Below are 5,757 nucleotides of genomic sequence, written 5' to 3' on the forward strand. Positions count from 1 at the left end.
TTTCCATCACTAACTACTGATTCATTGGAATATGCATTTCCGATTTTAACAGATATTATGCCTGTAGCCTTCTTATCCAAATCAACATTAACGATTACATCTTCACCATATGTTACATTTTTAATATCTGCAGTTAATTCTGGATCTTTTGGTTGAGATTTGTCAATTGCTACAATTCTATTTCCACTAATAGTGTAAATAACACCATTTGAATCCATTACTGGTGAAGCTGAAACAGACTGATTGAGGTTTTCTTTCCACAGGAGATTTCCTTCAACATCTATTGCATAAAACATTCCACTATCTGATCCCACATATAATTTTTCATCCTGTCCGACCAATAATCTGGATGAAATAGGCTCTTTGAAATCATAAATCAATGCTTCTTCACCTGTTGAATATTCGAACAATTTTCCTTCTCGGTTAATGGAAAATATTTCTCCGTTTGGGCCAAGAGACAGGTAATTTCCAGCGGTTCCAGTTATTGCAATATTAGTTATATTAGTTCCATGTACATCATAACTTCTTACATGACCTTTGGAAATAATATATGATATATTTCCAAGCCCTACAACAGGATTGGAATCGGAAACAACATTAGGATTAAATATTACTGATTTAGAAGATACATCAATACCCATTAAACTATTTTGAGTTGTCAATATGATTGTATTATCATCAACCAATACCGGAGATGATGTTATACTGTAATTACCAATACCAATTGAAACCGGCGCAGAGCTTGTTTGCCAAATTTTATACGGAACAACTACAACATTAGTATCTTGATAACCATAATATTCACCGGAGATGTAAACATTAGCATTTTCATCAACTATTGGAGCGAAAGAACTTGATCCTTGATGGATATTATTGGAATATTGCTCTCCAGTTGTCTGATTGATGAAGTAAAGCTTATCTCCAGATTTTGGAGCTAAAATGACATCACGACCAATGGCAATTCCTGAGAAATTATTTCCGGCATCCTGTGAGTTGAAAATCCAATTGGTACTACCATCATTAGGATTTATGGAATAAATTCCATCGGTAGCGACTACATATATTCTGCCCTCACTGTCTATTGCCATATTGCCTATTATGGTTCCGTCAATGTCCTTAACCCATTTGACATTACCGTTAGCTTCACTTGAGTAAGGAGATTTCTCTGTGTTTTTAACATCATACCCCTGATTTGGCCATTGAGGAGTTCCCCAAGCAGATACTGTAAATGACTTGCTTGCTGAAGCACTCAAGAAGTTAGTGTCCCCACCATAATTGGCAGAAATCGTATATTGACCAATAGCCAAATCTTCGAAAGCCCGTGTAAACAGTCCGGTTCTTGGAATCTGTGGATTTTCAGTTCCACTAGGAGTATTCAATTCTATTGTGCCTGTTGTACCTCTTGTAATTATGATTTGAACATTTAAAACCTGTCCTTCCTTAATATCTACAGCATTAATTGTTATGTCAGACATTGCCTTTGCAATATTGAATGTTATTGTAGTTTCTTTTGGTTTATAGTTATTATCTCCAGAATATTTAATCAATGCTTGTTTATTGTTGCCTGCAGTTAAATCTGAAAGGTTTAAACTTGCATTACCGTTATTTACATTTGAAGTTGTATTTTTACCATCGACAATGACGGTCACACTACCTGATGCATCATCGTTTAAAGTTACTGTAAATTCCGCATCCTGACCATATGTAACGCTTGAAACGGCAACATTCAAATCAGGAGTTAATCTTGCAACATCAAGTTGTGTTGTGTTTTGACTGCTTAAATATTTTGCATCACCGTTATATGTTGCCACAATATCATAAAGGCCTCTTGAAATGCTTCTTATTATATATGTCGCTTTTCCTCCAGAAATTGTAACATTTTCCTTATTGCCATTTATATCCACAGTAACAGTTCCTGAAGCATCTGAATTAACATTGAATGTTAAAGTTACATCCTGATTAACTACAATATTGCTGTTTGATATTGTAATTGTTGAGTTGTGTTTTTTAACCTTGAAATTGGCTGATGCATTACCTGAACGATAGTTTGCATCTCCAGAATAGGTTGCTTCAACAGTATAATCATTTGCCTGGAGATTGGCTATGATGAATTCTGCCCTGCCGGATGAAATGGCTTTTGAATCTGTTTTATCGCCCACTTTAATTGAAATTTGACCAGTTGCATCACCGGCATTTACAGCGATACTGGCTGAATTCGGATAATATACATCATCAGCATCAATTGTCAGCTGAGGGGTTGCCTTTTCAATCTTGAATAATTTAGTTATAGAATACAGATTGTATTTGGCATCTCCACTGTAAGTCAAATTAATCAAATACTCCCCTGCATTCAATTTAGGAATTGTAAGGGATTTGTTGAAATCATAATCATCACCATGTATCTTAAGTGAAAATTTGCTTGCATCCACATCACCAGGTACAGTTATATTAATTACAACAGGGTTGCCGTAGGTATTGTTTTCAACAGCTATTTCAATATCCGGATTAACCAGACTCCAAACAAAGTCAATTGTTGATTGCACATCATCATCATATTTAACTGTGAGTGAACCGGAATCATAGCTTTTCAATGTGTATTCCAGACTTGCCATTCCTTTTATGACATTTATTTTTTGTGTATTGGCCACACCATTGTTTGCAACAACATCCAAATCAAAGTCAGGCAATTTGGATGCATCTACAAATGATGAGTTGCCCTCTCTATCAATGGCATTATACAAATCAATTGAAACCAATGCGTTTTGATCATATGCCAATTTAGTGGCATTGGCAGTCATGTTTAAAACTATCCAGTTATCGCATGCACTTTGATAAACTGCAGGAGCAGCATCAATGTTTTCTAAAGTATTTCCCCACCAGTTTCCATTTAGATTTTTATAGGCCTTTAGATTGTTTGCTGTTGATGCTGAAAATACAACATGATTATTGTTTGCAAAGGAATTGTTTAAGATTATTGAGTTTGAAACAAAAACAGATGTTGAACCTCCAGCAGAATAAATCACAGCAGCCCTTGTGCCTAAATTAATATTATTCACAAATAAACATTGGTCAACATTTAATGTAGCTGACTCTTCAATCTTTATACAGGATGCATGATCACTAGTACCTCCAACAGAATTAGAAATAAATTTTGTATTTGTTATTGTTATAGGCTTAGTACTTGCTCCAAAATAAACACAACCCCATTTTACTTTGTTATTTTCAAAGATTGAATCAGTTACAGTTCCCTTTATACCTGATTTGGTATTGACCGTTCTAATTAATGAATCCGCACTGGAATAAGAAGCAATATTGTTTGTAAAAGTACAGTTATCGATTAAAAATTCATCGGATTTTATCAAAGTAACGTAAACACTTGCCTTATTGTTGTTTGTGAATTTAGAGTTATATACTGCAACATTTGGTGCTTCAATTAAAACCATAGCAGTATTTCCAGATGGTGAAATTTGATTAAATGTACAGTTATCAATTGTTAAATAACCGCTGGTCTGCTCTATTATTCTTTTATTTTTATATGTATTACTAGCCATCATTACAATATTGTCAAAGGTTATTCCGCTTAAGCTTAAATCAGACTTATTTGTTACAGTGAATATATTTTTTATTTCCAATGCAATGTTGCCTGAGAACTTGACATTATTTTCACCTGCAATGGTCAAGTTATAATCAACAGTGAGGTTGGCCTCATTGAAGGTACCATCCATTATTACAATATTTCCTTTTGTGCGTGCAAGTTCAACTGCTTTGGTCATAGTCTTTACAGGTGAGGCTCTGGTCGATCCATTGTTTGCATCATTACCTGAATTTTGTGAGACATAAACATATTCTTTAGGAACACCTACCAAAATCTCATTACTTACACTATTCGATATACATGGAGCAGCATAAACATGACAAGTTTCACCATCTTTTAGTTTTAATGAAAATGTTCTGCCTATAACTGTCATGTTATATGCACCATCAACATAAATATCATAAGGAGTTGTATCTAAAATATCAGTTTCAAAGGAATTCGGGTTTTTCAACTCTGCATCAATATCTATAACTACATTGTCCCCTACCTTTTCATTAGCTAGGAGCCTTAATTTCTTGAATTCAAAAGAGTTATTTAAATAATAATTGTCACGGATTTCCACATATGAACTGGTAGCAACTCTAACATCCAATACATCGCCTACACGAGTATGGTTAATGAATCTGTTACCAACTATAATTACATCTGGGGTACCCATCTGTAAACCCCCATTAATGGCACAAATGGCAGTACCAATAGAAGCACTATTTTTAATGAATGTAGTATTTCTTACATCAAGCAATCCTTGATCCATAATGGATATTGCACCACCTCTACCAGTACCAGTAGTAGACAGTTCATCTAAACCCCAACATAAATTCTGATTATCCTTAAAAAGAGAATCTCTTATAGTAATGTATGGAGCATGTAAATATTTACAAGCACCTATTGCACCACCACCGTTATTAGTAGTACAGTTATTACCAATGAAGTTAGTATTATATATCTGCAGGTAACTATAGGTATATAGTGCACCACCATTCCAACCTGCAAGATTGTCTATAAAATCGGAATCATATATTGTTGTATTAGCACCACCGTGGGTGTGTATTGCACCAGCCCACCAGAAAGCACTATTCTTATAAAAAGTACTGTTATTGACAACAAGTATACCACAGTTATTAATACAACCAGGTTCAGTTCTTGCATAATTACCTTCAAAGTATGAATCGGTAACATTCATACGGGCAAGTACACATGTACCTGTAGGGTCATCCTTAGGATTGTATACACTTAAACAACCAAAATCAGTAGTACAGTTAATAAAAGTACAGTTGGTTACGATTGCATCTCCAGTCTTAATATGCAATATGGATGAATGTCCCAAATTGGTGGATATGTTTGTAAAATAACAGTTTTCAAAATAATTAATTGAATTACCGCCCATCTGAAGGAACACACCATCCGGCGAGTAACGTGTTCCTATCCATTTGAACAGCACATTCCTTACGGTTATTCCAACACCGTTATTATCCGGAACCAGCATAGCAGTATATGTGATATTTCCAGGATTAGGTGATGTATCGCCGATATATGCTCCTGAAGCTCCAATAATAGTCACATTGTTATTGAATAATATCTGATTGGAACTGTCACTAGGATCCATCGGATAATAATTAGTGTTTTCCTTTAATTTCAATACATAATTCTTATCATTTAGGGAAGAGTAATATTGTAAATCCTCCCAGTTTTCAACCACAATCTCATCTGAAGTTTCACCAACAGCAGTATCTTCAGATGGAGATTTCAATAAATTTTGATTTGAATAATCTTGAGTTAAATCAACAGACATACTATCAGTTGTTTGATTTAAATCAACATCATTCGTATTTTCTGCCATAACACTACCCATAGAGAATAACAAAATTAATAGTGCTATAACTACCAGTTTATATTTTTCCAATTATATGACCTCAACAAGATAATTTCTTATTAAATAATCTATAATTAAAACTATATAAATATTTCAAATATATTTGAAAAAAAGTTATTTAAAACTTAATAAGAATAATTTTAAAAATTAAAAAATATCTTTGATTATTAAAAAAAAGAGCACTGTATTATAATACAATTCGAAAAAAAGAAAAAAAGTTAGTGAGAAATTAAATTCCCACTATTTGAATGTTAATTTTACTTTTTTGTTTGCTTCTTTGTAAGTACCG

Annotated in this window: 1 protein-coding gene; it reads right to left on the minus strand. The window is 33.7% G+C overall.

The features are described from left to right. The coding region (locus ACJMLH_RS02875; protein ID WP_405274545.1) for an Ig-like domain repeat protein at positions 1-5,435 on the minus strand (5,435 nt) is incomplete at its 3' end. Positions 5,436-5,757: the final 322 nt, after the last annotated feature.

The organism is Methanobrevibacter sp. (genome assembly GCF_045116495.1).
Taxonomy (GTDB): domain Archaea; phylum Methanobacteriota; class Methanobacteria; order Methanobacteriales; family Methanobacteriaceae; genus Methanocatella.